The organism is Microvirga tunisiensis (genome assembly GCF_009296175.1).
GTDB classification, from domain to species: Bacteria; Pseudomonadota; Alphaproteobacteria; order Rhizobiales; family Beijerinckiaceae; genus Microvirga; species Microvirga tunisiensis.
On record NZ_VOSK01000028.1, the window covers coordinates 16751 to 37206 of the forward strand.

Genomic DNA, 20456 nt, shown 5'->3' on the forward strand with positions numbered 1-20456 from the left:
GTATAGCTATGGCCGGACGCGGCCTTCATCACGTCACGCTGATATCGAGCGACGCTGAGCGGAGCTGCCGCTTCTACGCGTGTTTCCTCGGAATGAGGCTCGTGAAGCGGACCGTCTCTCACGAGGATCCGGGCACATTCCACCTCTGCTTCGGGGACGAAGCCGGTCGGCCTGGCACGTTGTTCACCTTGTTTCCATGGCAGCGCGTGCCTCGTGGGAGGCGCGGGGCTTGCGAAGCATGGCAGACATCGTTCCGCATTCCATCGGGCTCTCTGGACTGGTGGTCGCGGCGCCTCAGTGAGGCAGATGTTCCCCATCGTTTGGATCAGACGGCGTTTGGCGAAAATTGCTTGACCTTTGAAGATCCGGACGGGGCAATGCTTGCTCTCGTGGAGGCAAATCCATTCACTCAGCCCGCAGTTTGGAATTCATCTGAAGTTCCGGCCGCCCATGCTCTCCAGGGACTTCACGATCTTGTGTTGAAAGTGCGCGAGGCTGATCCGCTGAGCGAGTTGTTTCGGGAGGTCCTAGGCTTTACCGAAATAGGCCGTAACGGCAAACTCGTTCGGCTCGCAACCCATGATGGAGCGGGCGGCACCATCACGCTGGACGAAACAGGGCGCCTCGCACGGGGGCAGCTTGGAGCAGGAAGCATTCATCATGTTGCAATCCGCGCGCGTGACGCTGCAGACCAGGATGCTCTGGTTCAAGCACTTCATGATCGGTACGGGATTGTCACGACGGAGCCCAAGGACCGGATCTATTACCGATCCGTCAATTTTCGATCGACCTGCGGTCTTCTCCTGGAGATTGCGACGGATGGACCGGGCGTCGACGTGGATGAGAGCTTCGAGGCGCTGGGTATGGGCTTGAAGCTGCCTTCCTCCCTTGAGGAGCGACGGGGCGAGCTTGAACTGCTCCTGCCTTCGCTGCCGATCCCGACATGCAATAGACATGTATTTGAGGAGATAACATAAGCGCCAACACCTCCGTCGTGCAGAAAGCGTGGGCTGCGGCGGGTCCAAAAAGAAGGCCACGGCTCCAATCGATTGAAGCGAGTTGACATGACAACCGTTCAGGAAAACACACAATCCGGGTTGTTCGGCCAACGGCTTGGAAACCATCTTGAGATGGTCAGTCAGAGCATTCTACACGTCTCGAAGAAGGATCGTCTTTCACTCGCCGTGACTCGGCTGACCTGTACCCGTCGGGATCGGGACAGAACAGCCTCGATCGAGCCCGAGACGGCGTTCAGTGTTACCTACAAACTGAATGACGTTGAAGAGCACGAGTTCTGGTCGGAAGGTCGCATGCGGTATGCGCGAGGCTTCGGGGCAGGGACGGTGAACGCCATCGATCTCTCGGAGGATCCCCGAAGTCGCGTCCGTGGGCCATTTGATACGTTACAATTCTACCTGCGTAAGGAGGCGTTGGACGAACTGGCCTACGAGCGCGGGGCTTCGCCTGTCTCGGCTCTGCGCTCGTCACCGGATGCTAAGGACCCAATCCTCGGCGCAATGTGCGGGTTCCTCCTGTCGACGCCGCCGGAACTGGCTCAAACCAATCAGCTTTTCGTCGATCAGATGGCGCTGAGCCTGCTGACCTACTTCGCTGAAGGTTATGGGGGCATGCATATTCCCCCGATCACTACCAGTGGCGGCCTCGCGCCATGGCAGGAGCGCCGCGCCAAGGAGATCATGCATTCTCGTCTTGCAGCTCGCCTTGCAATTGCCGATATCGCGCGTGAATGCCGTCTCACACCTAGTTATTTTGCCAAGGCCTTCCGCCGCACGACGGGAATGAGCCCGCACCAGTATTTGACACATATTCGCGTGCAAGAGGCCAAGAGCCTTCTCTTGTCCTCAACCTTGCCTTTGGCCGACATTGCACTCATCGGTGGTTTCGGAGATCAGAGCTATTTCACTCGCGTCTTCACCCGCTCCGTTGGCGCGAGCCCTGGCGTTTGGCGAAGGGCGATGCTCCGCTAACTGCATATGATGCAGACATCTGATCCCGGAACCGGCGGTAAGGTCATGCGATCGCGAAGACAGCCCTGCCAGCTATGTCCGCTGAGGTTCGGATTGCGAATCTAACGTCAAGCTCTGGCGTAGAGCGGAAGGGGAGATCGTCAGCATCTTGCACGGCGAGCAGGCCCTTGAACGACCGTTCTCATGGACTGCTTTGGACTTAGTGCCGGTATGCCGAAGATTTGACGATCAAAAACGCCGACTGAGAAAATCAACAAGGGAGCTTTTGTGCCTGTCGCTTGTCGTAAAACTCCTGAAAAGCAATGCAAGTTCGGAACTAAGTTGAAGCTTGACCGTTGATTTGGGCCATTGCTTGTCAGAGTTCGGCCATGTGTCTCAGAATTGCTTGGTTCATCCTTGGCCTGATCGTCTTAGGACCTGCGCAGGCTCAAGATGACCGCGGGCTTAGAGTCGGCCTGCTCAGGTTCGGAACCGTCGCTTGGGAGATCGATACCCTCCGCCATCACGGACTCGACAGAAAGCACGGGATCACCGTCGTGCCGATCGAGTTCGCCTCCAACGAAGCGGCCAAGGTGGCGCTGCAAGCGGGCGCGGTGGACATGATTGTCACGGACTGGCCTTGGGTTGCTCGCCAGCGGAGTGAGGGGGCTGATTTCAGTTTTGTCCCCTATTCGAGAGCCGTAGGCGCACTCATGGTGCCGACCGCTTCCAACATCGGCAGTCTCAGCGATCTCAAAGGCAAGCGGATCGGGGTTGCAGGCGGACCTCTCGACAAAAGCTGGCTGCTTCTCCGGGCCTATGCACAGAAGGAATTGGGAATCGATTTTGCGGGGGCAGTCGAGCCTGTCTTTGGAGCCCCGCCACTTCTCAACGAGGAACTGGCGCACGGTCGCATCGATGCCGTTCTCACCTATTGGCATTATGCCGCTCGCTTGGAGGCCAGCGGCGCCAGAGTTTTCCTGTCCGTCACCGACATGATCCGCTGCCTTGGTATCGATAGTCACGTGCCGATGCTCGGTTATGCCTTTCGGGAGGAGTGGGCCGAGCGTGAAGGCACCGCCGTGCAGGGCTTTATAGGGTCCTCCCGTGGCGCAAAAGCGCTACTTGCAAGCTCAAAGGAGGAATGGATCCGCCTCGCGCCCCTCATCGGGACGCACGATCCGGCGGTGCTGGGCGCGCTCCAAGCCGGATTTCGCGTTGGTACTCCGGATCGATGGTCCGAGGCCGAGCGGCAGGCGGCGTCCGATCGCTATGCTATCCTGGTCAGGATCGGAGGCGACAAGCTTGTCGGCTCGGCAAAGGTCCTCGACGTGAAGACCTTTTGGCCCCCTGTCTCCTATTGAGGCTGTCGATGCGTGCTGCTGGCGCCGAGCGCAAGGGGACATGGCAGGAGATTGCCTCTATCCTGCTGCTCCTCAGCCTATGGCAGATCGGGGCAGGGCTTGCCGAGAGCAGGCTCTTCCCTGGGCCTCTCATGGTGCTGCAGAGCCTCATGCATGAGGCCATCGGCGGGCCCTTGTTCCATCACCTCGGCATCACCCTAGCGCGGGTTGGCATCAGCTTCGTCATCGCGATGGTCGTCGGCACGGCGCTTGGAATTGCCCTCGGCCGTCTGCAATGGCTCGACCGTTGGCTCAATCCCTGGCTCGTCATCCTGCTCAACCTGCCGGCGCTCGTGGTCATCATCCTGACCTATGTCTGGCTTGGTCTGATAGAGACTGCACTTCTGGTGGCGGTGGCCCTCAACAAGATCCCCAATGTCGCTGTCACGCTTCGGGAGGGCGCGAGAGCCCTCGACCGGGACTATACGGACGTTGCGCAGGTCTACCGCTTCGGCCTCTGGACGACGCTTCGCGAAGTGATCGTCCCACAACTGGCGCCTTACCTTCTGGCTGCCGCGCGCAACGGGCTCGCACTTGTCTGGAAGATCGTTCTTGTGGTCGAACTGCTCGGACGCTCCAATGGGATCGGCTTTCAACTGCAGAGCTATTTTCAGCTCTTCGACGTGCCGCGGGTCATGGCCTATGCGGCGGCCTTCGTCCTTTGTGCTCTGCTCATCGAAATCGTGCTGTTCGCGCCGCTCGAACGCCGGTCAGGACAGTGGCGGCGATGACGATGCAGATCACGATCAAGCAAAAAGTCTATCCAGCCCAAGGAGGTGCTCCGGCTCGGGTGTTGTTCGAAAACCTGTCCTTCGATCTGGCCGATGGCGAGGTTTGTGCCATCGTAGGGCCATCCGGCATCGGCAAATCCAGCCTCCTGCAGATCGTAGCCGGGCTGGATACAGACTTCGACGGATCTATCACGGGATTGCGGCAGCCTGTCGGCTATCTCTTTCAGACGCCCCGTCTTCTCCCTTGGCGGACAGCTCGCCGGAATCTGGAGCTTGTGATTCCGGACCGACCCGGAAGAGCTGTGGAATGGCTGGCCCAGGTCGGTTTGGCTGGGTCGGAGGACGCCTATCCGCAACGGCTTTCGCTGGGGATGGCGCGACGCGTAGCCCTGGCCCGGGCACTGACGATTGAACCGAAACTACTCCTGCTGGACGAGCCCTTTGCACTTCTCGACGAGGAGACATCTCGTGAGATGCAGGATCTCGTGGCAATCCATGTCCGGAAGCTGTGTCCGACGACGCTCCTTGTCACGCATCATTGGCACGAGGCGGCTGCTCTCGCCCAGCGCGTGATCACATTGGGTGGTTCTCCGACTCGGATCGTGGATGACCGGCTTCTTCAAAGGTCGAAGGCCGCTGAATGAGGTTCATGCTGGTCCTAATCACGATGCTTCTGTCTATCCCTGCTCTAGCTGGTGAGGGTGTCGTCACCATCGCTGTCGTCACGCAGGAGCGCGACCCCGTCAAGCCGATCTCTCCGCTCGATCAGGAGATCCGGGATGAGGGTGCTGCAGGCGCACGCTTGGGGAGCACTGACAATGCGACCACGGGTCGGTTCACAGGGCAGGGTTTCAGGCTCGTCGAGCGCGTTGTGATGAAGAACGGCCAGCCGGAGGACGTCATCCGTAAACTGGTCGACGAGGGAATCAGGCTTGTCGTCTCCGATCTCGATGCGCCGCTCCTTTCGGCTGCTGCTTCTGCTCCAGAAGCGCGCGAGATTCTGCTTCTCAATACCCGCGCACCGGATGACTCGCTTCGCAACGAGTCCTGCCGCGTCAACGTGCTCCACACCATTCCGAGCCGGTCCATGCTGGCTGATGCCCTCGCCCAGTACCTGATGACGAAGCGCTGGCGGCGTTGGTTTCTTGTGATCGGCAGCACGCCCGGCGATAAACTGCAAGCCGAGGCCTTCCGCCGCGCAGCCTCGCGCTTTGGGGCCGAGGTCGCCGTCGAAAAGGAATGGACCTTCAAGCCTGGTCATGGGCGCACGGATACGGGACATGTAACACTGCAAACCGAAATTCCGGCTATGACCCAGGCTGCGGATCATGACGTGCTCGTCGTTGTGGATGAGATGAACGGGTTCGGCGAGTATGTTTCCTATCGCACGGCACGGCCCCGTCCGGTGGTTGGCACCCATGGGCTCGTCGCCACAGGCTGGAGCGCCGTGTCCGAGCAATGGGGCGCAACGCAGCTTCAGTCCCGGTTTGAGAAATCTTATGGCCGCAGGATGACTGCTGTCGATTACGCCGCCTGGGCAGCGGTCCGCGCCGTCGGCGAAGCGGCTACCCGCGCCCGCAGCAGCGATCCGGTCGAGATCATGTCGTACCTGCGAGGTCCAGACTTCATTCTGTCGGGTTTCAAGGGGCAGGGGCAGAGCTTCCGTGCCTGGGATGGGCAGATGCGCCAGCCGATCCTCATTGCGGGGCCACGGCTCCTCGTGTCCGTTTCCCCGCAGGCAGGCTATCTGCATCGCGGATCGGAACTCGATACTTTGGGGACGGACCGGGAGGAGAGCCGATGCAAATTCTAACTCTGGTTTTGCTTGGATTGGGTCTCAGCCTGCAGGCTGCTTTCGCTGAAACGGTGTATGTTTCAAACGAGCAGGACAACACGGTGTCCGTCATCGATGGAGCTACCCTGAGCCATGTCGGCACGATCCCTGTTGGGCGGCGGCCGCGGGGCATCGGACTGAGTGCCGACAAGCAAAAGCTCTATGTGGCGCTCGGCGACGATAACCGCATCGATGTGGTGGATCTGAAGACCGGAAAGGTGGAGGGATCATTGCCCTCCGGCGAGGACCCGGAGCTCTTCGTGCTGCATCCGGACGGCCGCCGGCTGTTCGTGGCTAACGAGAACGACAACCTCGTCTCCGTTCTGGATATCCCGGAGCGGCGCATCGTCAATGAAGTGGAGGTCGGCGTCGAGCCGGAGGGAATGGGGGCAAGCCCAGACGGGCGCTTCGTCGTCAATACGTCGGAGACGACGAGCATGCTCCACGTGATCGATGCCCAGACACTCGAACTCGTCGACAACGTGCTCGTCGGCACGCGCCCACGCGTAGCGCAGGTCTCGGCGGACAGCCGTCAGATCTGGGTTTCGTCCGAACTGCGCGGGACGGTGGAAGTGTTCGATGCCGAGACGCGTGAGCCCCTGGCCAAGATCGGTTTTGACGTGCCTGGCGTTCCACGTGAGCTCATCCAGGCGGTCGGAATTCAGCTGAAAGCCGACCGCTCTCGAGCCTATGTGGCGTTAGGCCCCGCGAACCGAGTCGCCGAGATCGACGCAAAGACTTTCAAGGTGCTGCGCACCTACCTCGTCGGTCAGCGGGTCTGGCACATTGCGCTCTCACCGGATGAGAGGCGCCTCTACGCGGCCAATGGCAATTCGAGCGATGTCTCGGTCATCGATATCGAAAATAGCGAGGTGGTGAAGACCATTGGCGTCGGCCGTTCACCTTGGGGGCTCGTCGTAGCGCCATGACAGCTCTTGCTATCAGGAACTTGAGCCACGGCTTCGGTGCCCGGCGAGCCCTGACCGATGTGAATCTGTCGGTCCAGCCCGGCTCCTTCGCGGTTCTCCTGGGTCCCAATGGCGCGGGCAAGACGACCCTCATCTCGCTGGCGACGGGGCTCTACAGCGCGCAGCAGGGCGACATCCACATCTTCGGACACTCGATCCGCCGTAATCCGCTGCCGGCGCTTGCGAGCCTTGGCGTGGTTTTCCAAATGCCGACCTTGGATCTGGATCTCACCGTCGACCAGAACATGACCTATCATGGCGCTCTGCACGGGCTCTCGCGCCGGGAAGCGCGGGAGCGTGCTTTTGAGGAGCTGGAACGATTCGGTGTCAATGATCGGCAAGATGATAAGGTGCGGTCTCTCTCGGGCGGCCTGCGTCGACGTGTGGAGATCGCGCGGGCGCTGCTGCGTCGACCCAAGCTCCTGATTGTCGATGAGGCTACCGCCGGTCTTGATGTTGCCGGCCGCCAACTGCTCCTGACACACGTGCGCTCCCTCTGCCGTCGCGGCTTGAGCGTACTCTGGGCCACCCATATGCTCGGCGAGGTGGAGCCCTCCGACCAGCTCATCATTTTGCATCAGGGGAATGTTCGCTGGGAAGGTGAGGCGTGTGATTTCGCACCGGATGGAGCACTCGAGGCTGCCTTTCTGAAGATCACGGGCCGATCGGCATGAAGATGCGCTACGCCTTACGCGCATTGATCGGGATCATGCGCCGGGAGATGTTGCGCTTCATCGGACAGCGCGGGCGATTTGCGGCGGCCATCGTGCGACCGCTCGTCTGGCTTGGGATCTTCGCCGTGGGTTTTCGGTCAGTGCTCGGGCTCTCGATCATCCCGCCGTACCAGACCTACATTCTGTATGAGGTCTATATCGTCCCTGGACTGGCTGGAATGATGCTGCTGTTCCACGGCATGCAAAGCTCGCTCTCCATGGTCTACGATCGGGAGATGGGGTCTATGCGGGTGCTCCTGACGGCACCATTGCCGCGCTGGTGGCTGCTCGGTGCCCGCTTGCTTGCAAATACCGTAACGGTACTACCCATGGTCTATCTGTTTCTTCTGTTTGCCCGCTTCTGGGAGGTCCGGCCCGCGGCTCTCGGCTATCTAACGGTACTGCCGGCACTCGGCATCGCCGGGCTGATGCTGGCGGCCTTCGGCCTCGCCCTCTCATCCATGATCCGTCAACTCGAGAATTTCGCAGGCGTGATGAATTTCGTCATCTTTCCGCTCTTCTTTGCCTCGACGGCGCTCTACCCCCTCTGGCGCTTGGAGGAGGTGAGTCCAAGACTTGCTGCGGTGGCTTGGCTCAACCCTTTCTCCCATGCGGTCGAGCTGATCCGCTTCGCACTCTACCTCTAGTTCGAACCGATAGCGCTCGTTGTTTGTGTCCTGGCCTTGGTTATCTTTTTCGGTCTTGCAATCTGGGGCTACGATCCAGGTCGTGGCTTCTGGGCGCGTCGGGTCGCCGAATGATCTTGAGCATACCTCGCGGAACACCGGCTTCGCCTTCCAGTTGCCTCTATCGCACAAACCTCTCTGGTGATCGACGATGACAGCGCCATCCGCCAACTCGTTACGAAAAGATATGCGCATTTTTCGGGACCCGGGTTTCCTGATCACTCTTCTCCTGATCGGCCTTCTGGCCGCGGTGGGCGCCTACATTCTCGTCCACGCCTCCAACGAATACGGCATTCCCCTTCAGAGGTATTAGCGGTGACAGGCTGAGGCTTTCAGCGTAGTTCCCTCAGGGCCAATGGCCCGATTGTTCTCCGGCAGTTCCCATCAGAACAGGATCGATCATGGCCATCAAAGCATCTCCCACTCCTGGCTCAAAGCTCATCAACCACACTGATCATGCTTTGATCCTCATCGACTTCCAGTCGCAGATGTCGTTTGCGACGAAGTCCATCGATGCTGTGAACCTTCGTAACAATGCGGCTATGATCGCTCAGGCAGCCGCCGGCTTCAAGATCCCGACGATCTTGACGACCGTTGCGGAGAAGAGCTTTTCGGGACCGATGTTCTCTGAGGTCACCGATTCCTTTCCGGGTCAGAAGCTTCTCGACCGTACGTCCATGAATACCTGGGAGGATGCCGCCGTCATCGATGAGGTGAATCGGATCGGAAAGGAGCGCCTCGTTTTTGCAGGTCTTTGGACTTCGGTCTGCATCGTCGGCCCGACGCTCTCCGCGCTCGAACAAGGCTTTGAGGTCTATGCCGTCACAGACGCATGTGGCGATGTTTCAACCGAGGCACATGAGCGCGCGGTAGAGCGCATGATCCAGGCCGGCGTCCGGCCGATGACCGCCCTGCAATATCTCCTCGAGCTCCAGCGCGATTGGGCCCGTACCGAGACTTACGACATGACGACAGGAATCGCGAAGAAGTACGGCGGTGCCTACGGCCTTGGCATCATCTACGCCAAGACCATGTTCGGCGCGAGCGAAGGCGCTCACGGCACGTCGGCCGTGGCTGCAGAATAACCATCAATTCTGGCCGATGCAGGAGCACGCCCTGCATCGTTCCATTCATCTCCCATCACCTCGACTGCCATGAACGGCAGCAGCGAGCGAAAGCCGGTTATGTCCATGTCTCATGATCGTCGTACAGTTATCGCTGGACTTGGCGCATTCGGGGCTGGCTTTGCTCTTTCCAGAAGCTTGGAGGCTCAGACGATGAATGCATCCGCCGACCTGATCCTGTTCAACGGCAGGATCACGACCCTCGATCGTCAGGCGCCCGAAGCTTCCGCATTGGCCATCCGGGATGGGCGCTTCGTCACCGTCGGAGACGAGAGGGAGGTCATGAATCTCGCCGGCCCCGAAACACGGCGCGTGGATTTGAAGGGCCGTCGGGTCATACCCGGGCTGATCGACAGTCACATGCACATCATCCGCGGCGGCCTCAACTACAACATGGAACTGCGCTGGGACGGCGTTCGCTCCCTTGCCGATGCCATGCGGATGCTCAAGGAGCAGGTGGACCGCACGCCGGCTCCGCAATGGGTCTACGTAGTCGGCGGCTTCACGGAACATCAGTTCGCCGAGAAGAGGCTGCCGACGCTCAATGAGATCAACACCGTCGCTCCCGACACGCCCGTCTTCATCCTGCATCTCTACGACCGCGCGCTGTTGAATGGCGCTGCACTGCGCGCCGTCGGCTATACGAAGGACACGCCGAACCCTCCGGGAGGTGAGATTCAGCGCGATGCGCACGGCAATCCGACAGGCCTGCTGATCGCCAAGCCCAACGCCACGATCCTTTATGCGACCCTCTCCAAAGGCCCTAAGCTCCCACCTGAATATCAGAAAAACTCTTCGCGCCACTTCATGCGGGAGGTGAACCGGCTCGGAGTGACCGGTGTCATTGATGCTGGTGGCGGATTCCAGAACTATCCAGACGATTACCAGATCATTGAGGAACTGCATCGCGAAGGCCAGCTCACGGTACGTCTCGCCTATAATCTCTTCACCCAGAAGCCAAAGGAAGAGCTGAACGACTTCGACTCCTGGGCGAAGCAGGTCAAGCCAGGCCAGGGCGACGATCTCTACCGCCACAATGGCGCCGGCGAGATGCTGGTCTACTCGGCTGCGGATTTCGAGGACTTCAAGGTCGAGCGGCCTGAGATGCCGCCCTCGATGGAGGCAGACCTCGAGCCCGTCGTTCGGCTGCTTGCCCAGAACCGCTGGCCCTGGCGGCTGCATGCCACCTATAACGAAACCATCACCGGGGCTCTCGACGTGTTCGAGAAAGTGAACAGGGACGTGCCGCTCGAAGGCCTGCACTGGTTCATCGATCACGCCGAGACCATCGACGACCGTAACATCGACCGCATCGCAGCTCTCGGCGGCGGCATCGCGGTCAAGCGCTACGGCAACAAGGCGGCGGAGCGCACGCCGCCGATCAAGCGCATGCTGGAAGCCGGCGTTCCCGTGGGCGCAGGCACCGATGCCACCCGTGTGGCCTCCTACAATCCGTGGGTGTCGCTATCCTGGCTCGTGACGGGAAAGACCCTGGGAGGGCTGACACTTTATCCTTCCGCGAACCGTCTCGATCGGGAAAGCGCTCTGCGCCTGTGGACACAAGCCAATGCCTGGTTCTCCACGGAAGAAGGCAAGAAGGGACAGATCAAAGCAGGCCAGTTGGCAGATCTGGCGGTCTTGTCCGACGATTATTTCTCCATTCCGGAAGACGCGATTCAGGACATCACGTCCGTCCTCACGCTGCTCGGCGGCAGACCGGTTCATGGGGATGCCGAGTTCAAGGATCTCGCGCCGTCGCTACCCCCGCCGATGCCGGATTGGGCGCCTGTTCGCGCCTTCGGGGGCTATCAGCAGCGCCGCGCCGGTCTTGAAGGAGATCGCAAATATGCTTTCGCGGCGGCCTGCGGCTGCGCCAACAACTGCGGGGTGCATGGCCATTCCCATGCCGGCGCTTGGGGCTCCAATCCGCCCACCTCGGACTCGCGCTCCTTCTGGGGCGCTCTCGGCTGCTCCTGCTGGGCTTTCTGAGGAACGCGCCATGATCAATATCGCCGCTCCCCGACCGATCACCCGAATGTTGGCCCTACCCGGGTTCGACTATCTGGCGCGCCTTGCTCTTGCATCCCCTTCCTGATCAGCGGCGTCGTGAAACTCACCGATTTCGCTGGAGCTGTGAACGAAATCACGGGCCTCGGCCTCGAGCCCGCCGCATTGATGGCAGCCCTCGTCATTGGCGCGCAACTCGGCGGGTCCATTCTGTTCCTCACCCGTCGCGCCTGCTGGTTCGGCGCAGGCGTCCTGGCAGTGTTCACACTCTTGGCAACCCTCCTGGCTCACCCTTTCTGGGCCTTCGAGGGACCTGATCGCGGTCGCCAGACTGCGACGTTCTTCGAGCATGTCGCCATCATGGGAGGTCTTGCTCTTGCAGCATTGCTCGCCAATGGCCGGGGCGTTCGGTCATGACGGAAACCTCGACCCGAATCGCCGGTGCGTCGGCGTCTCCGCCCCCCGGCACCTTTGCTCCTCTCCGTCACCGCCTCTTTGCGGTAATCTGGACGGCGACGGTCCTCGGCAACATCGGCACCTTCATGCGGGACGTGTCATCTGCCTGGCTCGTGACGGGAATCTCCGCCTCGCCCGCCTCCGTCGCCATGATTCAGGTGGCCGGGACGCTGCCATTTTTCCTTCTGGCCATTCCGGCCGGTGTCCTGTCCGACATCCTTGACCGGCGCCGCCTTCTCATCGTTCTCCAGATTGTTCTCGGAAGCGTAAGCTCCCTGCTCGCCATTCTGGCCTGGACGGGCGCGGTCTCGGTCGAAAGCCTCGTCGTCCTCACCTTCCTCGGCGGCGTGGGCGCCGCTTTGGCGACGCCGGCCTGGCAGGCCATCACGCCGGAACTCGTTCCCCGATCCGACCTGAAAGGCGCCGTGGCGCTCAATTCGCTCGGCATCAACATCGCGCGGTCCATCGGGCCCGCCCTGGGTGGATTTCTGCTCGCTTTTGCGGGAGCCGCTGCCGTTTACGGTCTCGACGTCCTCACCTATGTCCTCGTCGCAGGCGCTCTGCTGTGGTGGCGACGCGAAGCGGACGCGGATGACGGTCTGCGGGAGAATTTCGGCGGGGCGCTGCGCGCCGGATTGCGCTACGCCCGGGCGAGCAGGGATCTCCACCGCATCCTGTGGCGGGCCGTACTGTTCTTCGCCTTCGCCAGCGCCGTCTGGGCGCTTCTGCCCATCGTGGCGCGACAGGAGATTGGCGGGGGACCGGGCTTCTATGGCCTGTTGCTCGGCAGCGTCGGGGCAGGCGCCATCGCAGGAGCCATCCTGCTGCCGCGGACCCGCGCCCGGCTCGGACAGGATCGGCTGGTGCTCGCCGCAACACTCGTGACCGCCGGCTCGACGGCCCTTCTCGCCCTGACGAATTCCGAGATCGTCGCGATCATTGCGACCTTCGTGCTCGGGACCTCCTGGATCGCCATGCTCACCACGCTCAACAGCACCATGCAGGCGATCCTGCCGAACTGGATTCGGGGCCGGGGTCTCGCGATCTATCTCACCGCCTTCAATGGCGCGATGGCGGCAGGCAGCCTGGGCTGGGGCTTCCTGGCGCAAGAGATCGGCACGGATGCCACTCTGATCGCTGCTGGTCTCAGTCTTGTCGTGGTTGCCGTACTGGCTCGCCGCGCTCCTCTGCCGACCGGCGACGGCGATCTGACGCCGTCGCTGCACTGGCCTGAACCGGCCATGGCCGAACCCATCTCGCATGACAGGGGGCCGGTGATGGTCATGGTGACCTACCGCATCCTGCCGGCAGATCGCGCCGCCTTCCTCGCGGCTCTCGAGCGGCTCTCGGAGGAGCGCTGGCGTGACGGCGCCTCTTCGTGGGGCATTTCCGAGGATGCCGCCGATCCCGAACGCATCGTCGAGTGGTTCTTCGTCGAATCCTGGGCCGAACATCTACGTCAGCACAAGCGGATCTCGAAGGCCGACGCGGACATCCAGGCCGAAGCCCGACGATTTCACCAGGGCGCGGCCCCTCCCTTGGTTCAGCACCTCCTGGCGGTCGACAAGCCGCGACGGCAGCAACTTCAAAACAAGCAGAAGGACAGCACATCATGAGCACAATCACGACGAAGGACGGCACCAAGATCTTTTACAAGGACTGGGGAACCGGGCAGCCGATTCTGTTCTCGCACGGCTGGCCCCTCATGGCTGATGCCTGGGACGGCCAGATGCTTTTCTTCGGCCAGCAGGGCTATCGCGTCGTCGCGCATGACCGCCGCAGCCATGGCCGCTCGGACCAGACCTGGGACGGCAACCACATGGATCAGTATGCCGATGACCTGGCCGAACTGATCGAGAAGCTCGATCTCAGAAACATCATCATGATCGGCCACTCCACTGGTGGCGGCGAGGTAGCGCATTACATCGGCCGCCACGGCTCCGATCGGGTCGCGAAGGTTGTTCTCGTCGGTGCAGTGCCGCCCCTGATGCTGAAGACCGAAGCCAATCCAGAAGGCACGCCGATCGAGGTCTTCGACGGCATCCGCAAGAACACCGGCGGCGACCGCTCGCAGTTCTTCAAGGATCTCACCATTCCATTCTATGGCTTTAATCGGGACGGCGCGAAGATCAACGAGGGCTTGCGCGAATCCTTCTGGCTTCAGGGCATGATGGGCGGCATCAAGGGTGAGTATGACTGCGTCCGTGAATTCTCGGAGGTCGACTACACCGAGGACCTGAAGAAGATCGACAAGCCGACGCTCGTGATCCATGGCGATGACGACCAGATCGTTCCGATCAAAGCGTCGGCGGAAAAGACCGCGAAGATCGTTAAGGGAGCCCAGCTCAAGGTCTATCCGGGCGGCCCCCATGGCTTGGCGCAGACCGAGGCGGACAAGTTCAACGCCGACGTTCTCGCATTCATCAAAGGCTAGAATGAAGGTCTTGCTTGGATTGCTCCTTGCTCTCGGTGTCGGAATCGTGTGCGGTCTTGCTGGGCTGCCTCTTCCGGCACCTTTGGCTCTCACAGGAGCAGCCCTCGTTCTGGCCATGTCGGCCGGCTATGAGATCGTGGATCGCCTCGCGTCCCATCGCGAGGCATCCCAGCGGGGAAACTGTGGCGGGCCCGATGGCTACACAGGGGCCGCGCGTATCGCGCAGAAACGGCAGTCCGGGTGATCCATGCTGGAATTTCTTGCCGGGCTCCTGATGGCCTTTGCCATCGGAGCCTTCTGCCGCTGGTTCGACATCCCATCTCCTGCCCCGCCCAAGCTTGTCGGGGCCCTGTTGGTGGTTGCCATGACCATGGGCTTCCTGCTCACCGAACGGCTCATCGGAGTTCGGTGAGGACTGAGCTTTGGTTCGTCCTGGGCTCGGCACGCCCCATCATTGAACAATCAATGCAAGAAGACGCCTACGCACGCCATCCGTGAATCGCATCGATAAGTCGGGCTTATCGATGCGATCCGCCGGCAGAATCCTTTTGTCAAACTTTACTGTTCCACTCACTATGGCTGCCTATGGCTGCGTGTCGGCATGGCAGAGCCTGAGGGAGAACAGAATGACATCGAAGCCGTGTATCGTTCTGGGCGTGCCGGTTCAGGTGGGCGCGGGCCGCCTTGGCTGCGATATGGGGCCGAGCGCCTTTCGTACCGCCGGCCTGCTCACCGAACTGCAAAACCTCGGCTATGTTGTGGAGGACCGAGGCAACATCGTGCCTAAGCCGCTCCGGGATTTGCAGCATCCGAACACTGCCATCAAGGCTCTATCGGAAATCGTCGCCTGGACCGAGGCTATCGCCGAAGCAGCCTATCAGGCCAGCGGCGACGGTATGCCGATTTTCATCGGCGGCGACCACAGCCTCTCGGCCGGCTCGATGACCGGACTTGCCCGGCGTGCGGCGGAAGAAGACCGTGAGTTCTTCGTTCTGTGGCTCGATTCACATCCGGATTTCCATACCCTTGGCACGACCACGAGCGGCAACCTGCATGGCGTGCCGATGGCCTACGCAACAGGCCTTGACGGGTTCGCAGGTTACTTCCCCACTCTTGCCGCTCCGATCAAGCCACAGAACGTCTGCATGACGGGCATCCGCAGTGTCGATCCCGCAGAGCGCTCTGCGCTGCAAAGTGCGGGCGTGACGGTTCACGACATGCGATCCATCGACGAGAACGGCGTCGTATCGCTTCTTGATGCCTTCCTGCAGCGTGTCGCAGCGGCAGACGGTGTTCTCCATGTGAGTCTTGACGTAGACTTCCTGGATCCTGTGATAGCGCCTGGCGTCGGCACCACCGTTCCTGGCGGCGCGACCTTCCGCGAGGCACATCTCGTCATGGAAATCCTTCACGACAGCGATCTCGTGGGCAGCCTCGACCTGGTCGAACTCAACCCGTTTCTCGACGAACGCGGCCGCACGGCCCTGCTCGTGGTCGATCGTGTCGCAAGCCTCATGGGGCGGCGGGTGCTGGATCGTCCGACCCAGAGCTACCGCTATACCCCCAAGATCGGGTGAGCCCATCAAAGCCTCTTTGGCAGAGTGCCAAGGGTACCTGGACGATGTCTGAAGGCGCCAGATCATGTTTTGGCCAATCCGGCCCAACTTACGGACTGGCTTTGCATCGGGGAGATTTCTAGACAGACGAGGCTAAACGCAATAAAATTGCATTGGATGCGGAACATCAGGGATGCTGCACCCATTGGGCTCTTGGGATGTGCTGATACGCATGCCATTCCCAAGCAAATAAGCGAGGCCCATTATGACCGCTGAAAGATCAAAGGTCGTGATTGTCGGAGCGGGGTTCGGCGGGCTGACGGCGGCCCAGTCCCTGGCGTGGGCTCCTGTCGATGTGACGATCATCGACCGGCACAACTACCACTACTTCCAACCACTGCTCTATCAGGTCGCCACGGCGGCCTTGTCACCGGCTGACATCGCTTGGCCGATCCGCGGCATCCTCAGGCGGCAGACGAATGCGACGGTGCTTCTGGCCAATGTCACCGGCATCGATGCCGACGTGCGCATCATCCACGCGGGAACGGTGACTGTCCCGTATGATTATCTCGTCCTCGCGACAGGCGCCACACACTCCTATTTCGGACATCCGGAATGGGCTCCCATTGCTCCGGGGCTGAAGCAGATCGAAGACGCGACGGCCATCCGCCGAAAGATCCTTCTCGCTTTCGAGCACGCCGAGTTGACCGACGATTATGCCGAACAACGCCGTCTGCTTACCTTCGTGGTCGTGGGCGGCGGCCCGACCGGCGTCGAAATGGCCGGAGCCATAGCTGAAGTGGCCCACCATGCATTGCCGTCAGAGTTCCGGCGGATCGACACGCATGCCGCTAGAGTGATCCTGATCGAGGCGGGACCTCGCCTGCTGCCAACCTTCCCGGAGGATCTTTCGGCCTATGCCCATGAAGCGCTGGAGAGGATGGGCGTGGAGGTCAGGACCCAAGCCCGGGTCACTAACTGCGATCAGGACGGGGTCAGTCTGGAGGAGACTCGGATCGAGGCTGGCACGGTCATATGGGCCGCAGGTGTAGTGGCCTCTCCGGCCGCCGAGTGGCTCGGCGTGGACCACGACCGTGCCGGGCGGGTCAAGGTCGAGCCCAATCTGACGGTTCCCGGCAGGCCCGAGATCTTCGTGATCGGCGACACCGCGTCAGCAGTCGACGCGGCTGGAAGGGCAGCACCCGGAATTGCTCCGGCAGCCAAGCAGATGGGCCGCTATGTGGCCCACGTGATTGCCTCGAGGGTCGAAAACAGGACCTCGCCCGGACCATTCCGGTATCGCCATCAGGGCGACCTTGCCACGGTCGGGCGCAAGGCTGCCGTGGTGAAGCTCAATTCCATTCATCTTACGGGCTTCATCGGCTGGCTGTTCTGGGGCATCGCGCACGTCTACTTCCTGATCGGCCTGCGCAACCGCGCCGTCGTGGCGTTCAGCTGGCTGTGGAACTACCTGACCTATCAGCGAGGAGCACGCCTTATTGTCGATAGTCCCGACAATCAGAAGATGGCTCGGGATGAGAAGGTGCGGCCCCTGCCCACTTCCGTCGAGGCGAGCCGCGGACCCGGCCGGGATCAGCCGCGGTCAGACAGAGTGGACTGGCGATAGATCGCCGCTGGACTGATCCGGCCGGTTTCGCTTAGACGACCCGAACTAACGTCTGTTTCCGTTCGCCTCGGCAACAATCAGTCGTCCGCCCGAACCTTGAAGAGATCAGGGTATTGCCGTGGTTGGGAGCGAAGATACTGGTTCGGTGCCTTGACGGCAGCACCGAAATGCGCCGCTGCGTGCCAAGGCCAATGAGGATCGTAGAGGATCGCGCGGGCAAGAGCGATCAGATCGGCGTCACCCGTGACGAGGATGGATTCCGCCTGCACATGATCCGTAATGAGACCCACGGCGATGACGGGCATTCCGACTGATCGCAAGGAGCGGGCGAGCGGTACCTGATAACTTGGCCCCACCGGAATCTTCTGCGCTGGTGTAAGCCCGCCGCTCGAAACGTGAATCGCGCTGCACCCTCGTGCCTTGAGCGCTTTTGCGAATTCCACGGTCTCGTCGATGGTCCAACCACCTGCGGCCCAGTCCGTGCCCGACACGCGCACCGTTACCGGTCGCTCGGTCGGAAACGCGGCCCGAACGGCATCGAACACCTCAAGCGGAAAGCGCATCCGGTTTTCCAAAGAACCGCCATAGCTGTCATCACGCTGGTTGGATAACGGTGAGAGAAACTGGTGGAGCAGGTAGCCGTGAGCCACATGGATCTGAACGGCGCTGAGGCCAAGCTTTGCGGCGCGTCTCGCCGCGTCGGCAAAGGCATTCCGCACCCGCGCAAGCCCCTCCTGATCGAGTGACTTTGGAGGCACTTCGCCAGCCTCGTGGGGGATCGCTGAAGGCGCGTCCGTCTGCCAGCCATTGAGGTGATCGGGCGAAACTTGTTTGCCGCCTTTCCAGGGCACCTCCGTGGAGGCCTTGCGTCCGGCATGACTCAGTTGGATCGCGATCGGCATGTCGGACCAGCGACGGATGCCCTCCAGAACGCGTCGCATGGCTGCCTCGCATTCGTCGGAATAGAGACCCACATCCGCATAGGTGATCCTGCCTTCAGGCAGAACCGCCGTCGCCTCGATGGTCAGGAGCGCCGCGCCCGAGAGGGCAAGCTGGCCCAGATGGATCAGATGCCAGTCGTTCATGCAGCCATTCTCGGCCGAGTACTGGCACATGGGCGCTATGACGATCCGGTTGGCGAGTTCGAGATCTCCGATCCGGAACGGTGTGAAGAGTTTGGCGTGTGACATCAACTGCCTCTTCGGTTGAGGATGATTATGCCTTCGTGCGGGCTCAGTGGCTCTCAAACGCTCGTCCGGCTGAAAAGGTCTGATCCAGAATGCCCCTGGATTGATGACTCAGGAGAAGCGCAAACCTTGTCCGTCAGCCAGATAGCCGTTTTGCTGACCCATACCATTGGAACCATCATGTAAATATTTTCTGAGTGCGTTGGAGAATCATCCTAGCACTCACCGACTGCATCTGCATTCCCGTGATCTTTGATAACAGCGTGGCCGATCACCTTGCGGCGGCTGGTTTCCGATCGGAGCTCGGCGCATGAGCGGCGTCTGATCCGCTCCGAGCTTGAAACCCAGATCGCCCATGCGATGCTCGTAAACGAGGTTTACCAAGGCGACCGGGTGACCACTCGCTGTGACAGCGATGGAACAGCTAGCAGCAGAAGGTGGGGCTGGAACCGCGGCCTGAGACCCAAGGTGCAGAGCAGACTCGCAGCGAAGCGGCGGGCGACCATCACAACGCAGTCGAGGTGAAGCGAGACGCCGAGCGCGGAAGCAGCAACGAAGGACGCTCGGCTGCTGAGTAATACCCGGTCAGGGAATTGCTGACGCAGTGAGATACGGGTAGGCCGTCAATGTTGTGAGGCGGCCTGTCTCATCAAGGAGACGGGTCCAGGCGCGGCAGACCGCGTCCAACACTGCTTCATAATCGTCGAGCACGCGATGCGAGAGATAACGCTCACGCAAGTACAGCCAGACCCGCTCCACCGGGTTCAGCTGGGGTGACGCAGGCGGCAAAGGCAACAGCGTGATCGTCTCTGGCACGTGCAAGGCCCGCGCGTCGTGCCAGCCGGCCTGGTCCAGCACGAGCACCGCGTGCACGCCCGGCTCAAGCTGATGCGCGAAGTGCTTCAGAAAGATCGTCATCGCGTCGGCACTCACCCGCGGCAAGGCCAGCGCGAAGGTCTCATCTGTGCCGGGACGGCAGGCGGCGAACAGGTATAGGCTCTCGAAGCGCTGATCGACGACACTGGGCGGACGCACGCCGCGCTCATACCAGACCCGTGTCGTCCGGCCCTTCTGACCAAAGCGCGCTTCGTCCTGGCACCAGAGCTGAAGACGCGCCTCAGGATGCTCTGCCGCGACGGCCTGCAGCTTTGACGGCAACTCCTTTTTTGAACGCCGCCTGCGCGGCCGAATTGCCCTTCGGGTGCGAAGGCCGGGTCTTCTGGCGCGACAGGTTGAGCCGCTTGAGCAGGCACGAGAGCCCCCACTCGCTGTAGTGGACGCCATAAGTCCGCTCGACATGCTCGCACAGGTCGACCAGACGCCAGGCGCTCACCCCATCGCGCTCGGGCTCCGGCCCGTGCAGGACGTGGACCCTGAGCGCGGCCTGCTGACCAGGGCTGAGCTGCTCCGGGCGGCCGGTCCGGGGCCGGTCATGCAGACCGTCAGGTCCCTCGGCATTGAAGCGCTGGATGGCATCGTGCAGGGCCTGACGCTCCATGCCGGCCAGCCGTGCCGCCTCGGCCCGGGTCATCCCCTCAAGCGCATTGGCAATCGCCAGGAGGCGCAGGACAGCCCTGGGATCCCGCTCGCGGGCAGCGCGCTGGCGCAAGTCGGCTGGTGAGTAGTCCTGACAGATCGGGAGCCCGGCCATGCTGACCTCCATCAACAGCGCCACGCTCCTCAGTGAATCACGCCATGCACCTCATCGCAAATGCGAGTCAGTAATTCTCTGGATGGGTATAAGGCACGAAGCCATCTCATCC

21 protein-coding genes and 1 pseudogene are annotated in these 20456 nt (G+C 61.3%); 19 read left to right on the forward strand and 3 right to left on the reverse strand.

Annotation, left to right across the window (positions count from 1 at the left end):
• The first annotated feature begins 8 nt into the window (after positions 1–8).
• The 19 genes and pseudogenes from FS320_RS50180 (at position 9) to FS320_RS10520 (ending at position 17506) form a co-directional block, all read left to right on the forward strand.
• On the forward strand, positions 9–977 hold the full coding sequence (locus tag FS320_RS50180; RefSeq protein WP_152711404.1) for a VOC family protein: 969 nt from the start codon (positions 9–11) through the stop codon (positions 975–977).
• 87 nt (positions 978–1064) lie between these two features.
• Positions 1065–1988: a helix-turn-helix domain-containing protein gene (locus FS320_RS10440; protein ID WP_152711405.1), complete on the forward strand. Its 924-nt coding sequence runs from the start codon at positions 1065–1067 to the stop codon at positions 1986–1988.
• Positions 1989–2356: 368 nt separating this feature from the next.
• Positions 2357–3331, forward strand: coding sequence for an ABC transporter substrate-binding protein (locus FS320_RS10445; protein WP_152711406.1), 975 nt, complete (start codon positions 2357–2359; stop codon positions 3329–3331).
• Positions 3332–3339: 8 nt separating this feature from the next.
• The gene (locus FS320_RS10450; protein ID WP_152711407.1) at positions 3340–4101 is read left to right on the forward strand and encodes an ABC transporter permease; all 762 of its coding nucleotides are present in this window, start codon (positions 3340–3342) and stop codon (positions 4099–4101) included.
• Positions 4098–4745: an ABC transporter ATP-binding protein gene (locus FS320_RS10455; protein ID WP_152711408.1), complete on the forward strand. Its 648-nt coding sequence runs from the start codon at positions 4098–4100 to the stop codon at positions 4743–4745. The genes FS320_RS10450 and FS320_RS10455 overlap by 4 nt, the downstream gene beginning before the upstream one ends.
• Positions 4746–4750: 5 nt before the next feature.
• A complete protein-coding gene (locus tag FS320_RS10460) occupies positions 4751–5914 on the forward strand; it encodes an ABC transporter substrate-binding protein (RefSeq protein WP_244627069.1) in 1164 nt (387 codons plus the stop codon).
• Positions 5902–6864: a PQQ-dependent catabolism-associated beta-propeller protein gene (locus FS320_RS10465; protein WP_152711410.1), complete on the forward strand. Its 963-nt coding sequence runs from the start codon at positions 5902–5904 to the stop codon at positions 6862–6864. The genes FS320_RS10460 and FS320_RS10465 overlap by 13 nt, the downstream gene beginning before the upstream one ends.
• A complete protein-coding gene (locus FS320_RS10470) occupies positions 6861–7577 on the forward strand; it encodes an ABC transporter ATP-binding protein (RefSeq protein WP_152711411.1) in 717 nt (238 codons plus the stop codon). The genes FS320_RS10465 and FS320_RS10470 overlap by 4 nt, the downstream gene beginning before the upstream one ends.
• A pseudogene (locus FS320_RS10475) lies at positions 7574–8377 on the forward strand (ABC transporter permease). The gene FS320_RS10470 and the pseudogene FS320_RS10475 overlap by 4 nt, the downstream one beginning before the upstream one ends.
• 112 nt (positions 8378–8489) lie before the next feature.
• Positions 8490–8615: a hypothetical protein gene (locus FS320_RS49715; RefSeq protein WP_274597159.1), complete on the forward strand. Its 126-nt coding sequence runs from the start codon at positions 8490–8492 to the stop codon at positions 8613–8615.
• 94 nt (positions 8616–8709) lie between these two features.
• On the forward strand, positions 8710–9387 hold the full coding sequence (locus tag FS320_RS10480; protein WP_162002926.1) for an isochorismatase family protein: 678 nt from the start codon (positions 8710–8712) through the stop codon (positions 9385–9387).
• 99 nt (positions 9388–9486) lie between these two features.
• Entirely contained in the window at positions 9487–11415 is a 1929-nt protein-coding gene (locus FS320_RS10485) for an amidohydrolase (protein ID WP_202882845.1), read from the forward strand.
• A 117-nt stretch (positions 11416–11532) separates the two neighbouring features.
• Positions 11533–11850, forward strand: coding sequence for a DoxX family membrane protein (locus FS320_RS10490; protein ID WP_202882846.1), 318 nt, complete (start codon positions 11533–11535; stop codon positions 11848–11850).
• Positions 11847–13505 (forward strand): MFS transporter, encoded by a 1659-nt coding sequence (locus FS320_RS10495; protein ID WP_152711414.1) that lies wholly within the window; start codon positions 11847–11849, stop codon positions 13503–13505. The genes FS320_RS10490 and FS320_RS10495 overlap by 4 nt, the downstream gene beginning before the upstream one ends.
• Positions 13502–14323, forward strand: a complete 822-nt coding sequence (locus FS320_RS10500; RefSeq protein ID WP_152711415.1) for an alpha/beta fold hydrolase — start codon at positions 13502–13504, stop codon at positions 14321–14323. Before FS320_RS10495 ends, FS320_RS10500 begins: the two co-directional genes overlap by 4 nt.
• Position 14324: 1 nt before the next feature.
• Positions 14325–14567: a DUF1427 family protein gene (locus FS320_RS10505; RefSeq protein ID WP_152711416.1), complete on the forward strand. Its 243-nt coding sequence runs from the start codon at positions 14325–14327 to the stop codon at positions 14565–14567.
• A 3-nt stretch (positions 14568–14570) separates the two neighbouring features.
• Entirely contained in the window at positions 14571–14735 is a 165-nt protein-coding gene (locus FS320_RS10510) for a DUF1427 family protein (RefSeq protein ID WP_152711417.1), read from the forward strand.
• Positions 14736–14949: 214 nt separating this feature from the next.
• Positions 14950–15900, forward strand: coding sequence for an arginase (rocF, locus tag FS320_RS10515; protein ID WP_152711418.1), 951 nt, complete (start codon positions 14950–14952; stop codon positions 15898–15900).
• Between the two features lie 244 nt (positions 15901–16144).
• Positions 16145–17506 carry an NAD(P)/FAD-dependent oxidoreductase gene (locus FS320_RS10520; RefSeq protein WP_152711419.1) on the forward strand — a complete coding sequence of 454 codons (1362 nt, stop codon included), beginning with the start codon at positions 16145–16147 and terminating at the stop codon, positions 17504–17506.
• Between the two features lie 77 nt (positions 17507–17583).
• Here the strand turns inward: FS320_RS10520 and FS320_RS10525 are convergent, their stop codons facing one another.
• From FS320_RS10525 to FS320_RS10535, 3 genes are all read right to left on the reverse strand, one after another.
• Positions 17584–18696, reverse strand: a complete 1113-nt coding sequence (locus FS320_RS10525; RefSeq protein WP_152711420.1) for an NADH:flavin oxidoreductase/NADH oxidase — start codon at positions 18694–18696, stop codon at positions 17584–17586.
• A 582-nt stretch (positions 18697–19278) separates the two neighbouring features.
• Positions 19279–19851: an IS630 family transposase gene (locus tag FS320_RS10530; protein WP_152711421.1), complete on the reverse strand. Its 573-nt coding sequence runs from the start codon at positions 19849–19851 to the stop codon at positions 19279–19281.
• Positions 19811–20344, reverse strand: a complete 534-nt coding sequence (locus FS320_RS10535; protein WP_162002924.1) for a winged helix-turn-helix domain-containing protein — start codon at positions 20342–20344, stop codon at positions 19811–19813. The genes FS320_RS10530 and FS320_RS10535 overlap by 41 nt, the downstream gene beginning before the upstream one ends.
• Between the last annotated feature and the right edge of the window lie 112 nt (positions 20345–20456).

What these genes read in the sequence shown, in the direction of transcription:
- FS320_RS10535 (WP_162002924.1), bottom strand. Translation starts at nt 20,344, where the DNA reads ATGGCCGGGCTCCCGATCTGTCAGGACTACTCACCAGCCGACTTGCGC.
- FS320_RS10505 (WP_152711416.1), top strand. Translation starts at nt 14,325, where the DNA reads ATGAAGGTCTTGCTTGGATTGCTCCTTGCTCTCGGTGTCGGAATCGTG.
- FS320_RS49715 (WP_274597159.1), top strand. Translation starts at nt 8,490, where the DNA reads ATGCGCATTTTTCGGGACCCGGGTTTCCTGATCACTCTTCTCCTGATC.
- FS320_RS10460 (WP_244627069.1), top strand. Translation starts at nt 4,751, where the DNA reads ATGCTGGTCCTAATCACGATGCTTCTGTCTATCCCTGCTCTAGCTGGT.
- FS320_RS10500 (WP_152711415.1), top strand. Translation starts at nt 13,502, where the DNA reads ATGAGCACAATCACGACGAAGGACGGCACCAAGATCTTTTACAAGGAC.
- FS320_RS50180 (WP_152711404.1), top strand. Translation starts at nt 9, where the DNA reads ATGGCCGGACGCGGCCTTCATCACGTCACGCTGATATCGAGCGACGCT.
- FS320_RS10445 (WP_152711406.1), top strand. Translation starts at nt 2,357, where the DNA reads ATGTGTCTCAGAATTGCTTGGTTCATCCTTGGCCTGATCGTCTTAGGA.
- FS320_RS10440 (WP_152711405.1), top strand. Translation starts at nt 1,065, where the DNA reads ATGACAACCGTTCAGGAAAACACACAATCCGGGTTGTTCGGCCAACGG.
- FS320_RS10485 (WP_202882845.1), top strand. Translation starts at nt 9,487, where the DNA reads ATGTCCATGTCTCATGATCGTCGTACAGTTATCGCTGGACTTGGCGCA.
- FS320_RS10520 (WP_152711419.1), top strand. Translation starts at nt 16,145, where the DNA reads ATGACCGCTGAAAGATCAAAGGTCGTGATTGTCGGAGCGGGGTTCGGC.
- FS320_RS10525 (WP_152711420.1), bottom strand. Translation starts at nt 18,696, where the DNA reads ATGTCACACGCCAAACTCTTCACACCGTTCCGGATCGGAGATCTCGAA.
- FS320_RS10510 (WP_152711417.1), top strand. Translation starts at nt 14,571, where the DNA reads ATGCTGGAATTTCTTGCCGGGCTCCTGATGGCCTTTGCCATCGGAGCC.
- FS320_RS10495 (WP_152711414.1), top strand. Translation starts at nt 11,847, where the DNA reads ATGACGGAAACCTCGACCCGAATCGCCGGTGCGTCGGCGTCTCCGCCC.
- FS320_RS10455 (WP_152711408.1), top strand. Translation starts at nt 4,098, where the DNA reads ATGACGATGCAGATCACGATCAAGCAAAAAGTCTATCCAGCCCAAGGA.
- rocF (WP_152711418.1), top strand. Translation starts at nt 14,950, where the DNA reads ATGACATCGAAGCCGTGTATCGTTCTGGGCGTGCCGGTTCAGGTGGGC.
- FS320_RS10450 (WP_152711407.1), top strand. Translation starts at nt 3,340, where the DNA reads ATGCGTGCTGCTGGCGCCGAGCGCAAGGGGACATGGCAGGAGATTGCC.
- FS320_RS10465 (WP_152711410.1), top strand. Translation starts at nt 5,902, where the DNA reads ATGCAAATTCTAACTCTGGTTTTGCTTGGATTGGGTCTCAGCCTGCAG.
- FS320_RS10470 (WP_152711411.1), top strand. Translation starts at nt 6,861, where the DNA reads ATGACAGCTCTTGCTATCAGGAACTTGAGCCACGGCTTCGGTGCCCGG.